A 3,855-nucleotide genomic window follows, 5' to 3' on the forward strand; every position below is an offset into this window, starting at 1 on the left:
GCGGCGCCGCCGAGCAGGACGGCGAGGCCGAGCAGTCCGAGGGCGCGGGCCACGGTCTCCCGGGGGCCCGGGGCGACCGGCCCGGCGGTGCCGGCGGCGGTGACCTGCCGGCCCACCCCGAAGACCAGGGTGCCGCTGGTGGTGTGCAGATCGTCGGAGGAGAGCGTCCGCCAGGAGATGTGGTACGTGTTCGCCGGCAACGCGGGCAGGCCGGCGACCAGCGTCACCGGCTCCTCGCTGTCGGCGTCCTCGGCGGCCGGCGCGCCGTCGGCGTCCCGCAGGACCAGCCGGGTCACCGCCCACTGCCGGCCATCGCCGTCCGTCAGGGTGATCCGGGCGGCGGAGAGCTCCACGTGCTCGGTGAAGGAGAGGGTCAGCGTCTCGGGCGCCCGGTCGAGCACCGCGCCGTCGGCGGGCGCGCTGCGGGCCAGGTACGCGTGCGCCTGCGCCGGCGCGGACCCGACCGGCACGGTCAAGCCCGCGAGGGCGAGGACGGCGAGGACCCGGGCGAGTCGGCGCACCGGGGTCACCGGACCGGGACGTGGGCCAGCCGGCGCGGCCCCGAGGTGATCTCGATCTTGTCGCCGCGCTTGATGGCGCCGCCGTTGTTCAGGTAGAGCAGGTAGTAGCTCTGCCCGGGGCGCAGCTCGTGGCCCTGCTTCATCAGCGCCGCCCGCCAGGCCAGCTTGCCGGAGCGCTCGTTGCGCAGCCGGGGCGGATGTTTCGTGTCGTTCTGGAAGGCGGAGGCCTTCTGCGTGTCGAGCACGACGTAGCGCAGCTCCACCAGGCCGCCGTCGCCGACGACGGCGGCCTGGGTGAAGCGGACGCCGAGGGTGGCCTCCAACTGACGTCGTGCGGGACGGCGTAGCCTGCCGGGCCGAGGCGTACCCGCCGAAGCGGACGATCGACACCGCGACCAGCGCGACGACGAGCAGCAGGAGCACCGCCCGGCCGGCGTGGCGACGCGAGAGGCGGAACGGGATCGCGACCATCGTCTGGACTCCTCGGTGGACGGTGGGGGCCGGGCCGGCGCCCGGCCCCCGAGCGACGTCAGGGTGCGGTGTAGCGGGTGGAGGCGTAGTTGTCGAAGCTCAGCGAGCCGCTGGTGGTGGCGGTCCGGGCCACCAGGCCCAGGGCCGCCGACTCCACCGGGTAGCCGCTGGTGTCGCCGGTCAGCGTCCCCACGGTGACCGCGCCGACCTTCAGCGTGGCCGAGCCCGCGGTGGCCGAGGCCCAATCGAGGCGGACCGTCCCGCCGGAGGCCGCCACCCAGCCGGTGTACGCCCAGCCGGCCGGCCGGAGCAGCCCCAGCCGGAACTGGTTGATGCCGTTGCTGCGCCGGTACTGCACCACCGCCAGGGCCCCGCCGGAGGCGTTGCGGGCCTGGTAGACGGTGACCGTCGCGGTCTGCGGGTTGAACGTGCCGAGGGTGACGTCGAACTTCGCGTGGAAGGTGCGCTCGCCGACCGGGGTGGCGTCCACCACGTACCCGACCGTGCCGGCGACCAGTTGCCCGGAGCCGGCGGAGACCGTGCCGACGACCTGCGACCAGGCGCCGGTGCCGCCGGTGAACGCGTCGGCGAAGATCGCGTTGGGCGGGTCGACGCTGACCGTCACCGAGCCGGCCGCGCCCCAGTTACCGAGCGCGTCCCGGGCCCGGACCCGCAGCGTGTGGCTGCCGCGGCTGAACCCGTTCAGGGCGATCGTGGTGGACAGGGCGGTTCCGCTGACCGTCATGGCGCGGCCCTTGCCGACACCCGGGTCGGCGCCCTCGTACCACTCGGCGGCGGTGACCGCCGAGAGCGCGTCCGTCGCGGTGGCGGTCAGCGTGAGCGACGCCGCGCGGGCGGTCGGGTTCGGGGTGGCGGTGACCGCCCCGATCACCGGCCCGGTCCGGTCGAGGACGAAGGTGACCGCGGTGAGCGGCCCCCAGTTGCCGGCCGCGTCGCGGGCGTGGACCAGCACCTGGTGCGTGCCGTCGGCGACCCCGGTCAGCTCGGTCAGCGGCAGCAGCCCGTAGGTGTTCTCGGTGGCGCCGTTGAACGAGCCGTCGAGGGCGACGAAGGTGAAGCCCGTCCCGTCGGCGCCGCCGACGTCCAGGAAGCCCTCCGCTGCGGCGACGGTGGAACGCACGCCGGCGCCGGCCGGGTCGGTGAACGCGGCGTTGATCCGCAGGTCGGTCGGGTCGGAGGCCGACCCGGTGCTGCCGTTGGTGGCGGCGGGCTCCACGGCGCCGGAGAGCAGGGTCGGCACCGTCCGGTCCACCACCAGGTCGGCGGCGGCGTACGGGCCCCAGAGGTTGAACGAATCCCGGGTGTGCACCAGCACGGTGTGCCGCCCCTCGGCGAGGGCGGCGGCCACCACCGCGGGGATGACGCCCGACTCGGCGGTGACCGCCGCGCCGGGACTGGCCAGGGTCAGCGCGGTGCCCGCGCCGTCAGCCCCGGTGGTGTCGACGAAGTACTCCGCGCCGGTGACCGTGCCGCCGAGGCCGCTGTCGTCGCCGCTGGCCGAGAGGGCGATGTCGCCGGTGCCGGCGGTCGGGTTCGGGGTCAGCGTCACCCCGGTGGTGACCGCGCCGGTGACGGCGAGGTTCAGCGTGGTGCTGCCGACCACGCCCCAGTTCCCGGCGGCGTCGTGACCGCGGACGTAGACGGTGTGCCGGCCCTGCGTCAGGGTGGTGAGCAGCGCGGCCGGGATCGCGGCGGTGGCCCCGGTGACGGTCGGGCCGGCGCCGAAGCCGGCGGCGGTGAACGGGATGCTCGTCCCCTCGGCCACCCGCAGGTCGTCGACGACCGCCTCGGCCCGGTCCACCACCGAATTGCCGTTGCCCGCGTCGGTGAAGTCGGCGGTGACGGTGACGGCGTCCAGGACGCTGGCCGGGTTCGGGGCGGCCCGCACGTTCGCGGCGGTCGGTCCGACGTGGTCGCCGCTGACCGGCGGCGGGTTGGTGTCCAGGAAGGTCAGCATGCCGCCGAAGGCCTGCTGCGGGCTGACCCCGGTGATCGTGGACCCGTAGCGCTGGCCGGCGTTGTTGAGCTGCCGCCGGACTCCAGCAGGGCGAACCGCCGCCCGTCCGGCCCGGCCGGCACGGCCACCACCGCGTCGACCGCCTGACCTGGCTGCAGCGGCAGGGTCACCGCCGCCTCCGGGTACGCGGCCGGGCGGGCGTCCTGGCCGACGTCCGACTGGTCGAGGCCGAGCAGCGTCATCGGGTGCGGCTGCACCCCGGCGGCCACGTAGCGCAGCAGCACCCGCCGGTTGACGTCGGTGGCGATCACGTCGGTCTCCGGGAACGCCTTGCCGTTGATCAGGCGGTACTTCGGCGCGTAGGAGCGCATGTCGTAGGTCGACGGCGCGGCGTTGAAGGCCGGGTCGACCTCGGTGAGCACCAGCACCGCCTCGTCGTCGTAGACCGAGGCGGCGTCGCCGTACCCGCTGGGCCGCCCGCCGACCGCGGGGGCGCGGACCACCAGCGCGCCGACCAGGCCCATCGCGACCTGGCGGGCGCCGAGTGCGGTGTGGCCGGCCTCGTACAGGTAGGTGCCGGGCCGGGCGGCGGTGAAGGTGTAGCTGCGGGTGCCGCCGGGGGCGGCGCCGGTACGGTCCGGAACCAGCCCGGTGACCGCGGGCAGCGCCAGCGCCAGGTTGTCGGCGAGTCCGTTGTGCACGGTGATGGTGACCGCCTGGCCCTGGTCGACCACCAGCACCGGCCCGGGCAGGGTGGCCGGCGCCGCGTCGGTCGACGCGAAGCCCCCAGATCGGCACCGGGGCGGCGGCGCCGGGCAGCACCACCGTGCCCGGCTTCGCCCACAGGTCGCAGCTGGCCGTGCCAGCGGAGAGCTGGCAGCCGGT

At 75.6% G+C, this 3,855-nt stretch carries 4 protein-coding genes; all 4 read right to left on the reverse strand.

What is annotated here, in order from left to right; all coding sequences use genetic code 11:
* The coding region (locus tag JNW87_RS35975; RefSeq protein ID WP_238455234.1) for a copper resistance protein CopC at nucleotides 1-521 on the reverse strand (521 nt) is incomplete at its 3' end.
* A 5-nt stretch (nucleotides 522-526) separates the two neighbouring features.
* Nucleotides 527-844, reverse strand: a complete 318-nt coding sequence (locus tag JNW87_RS35980; protein ID WP_238455235.1) for a hypothetical protein — start codon at nucleotides 842-844, stop codon at nucleotides 527-529.
* A 206-nt stretch (nucleotides 845-1,050) separates the two neighbouring features.
* Nucleotides 1,051-2,970 (reverse strand): hypothetical protein, encoded by a 1,920-nt coding sequence (locus tag JNW87_RS35985; RefSeq protein WP_238455236.1) that lies wholly within the window; start codon nucleotides 2,968-2,970, stop codon nucleotides 1,051-1,053.
* The coding region (locus JNW87_RS35990; protein WP_238455237.1) for a multicopper oxidase domain-containing protein at nucleotides 2,964-3,855 on the reverse strand (892 nt) is incomplete at its 5' end. The genes JNW87_RS35985 and JNW87_RS35990, both read right to left, overlap by 7 nt.

Origin of the sequence: Micromonospora sp. ATA51 (assembly GCF_016802855.1) — a bacterium.
GTDB lineage: Bacteria > Actinomycetota > Actinomycetes > Mycobacteriales > Micromonosporaceae > Micromonospora > Micromonospora sicca.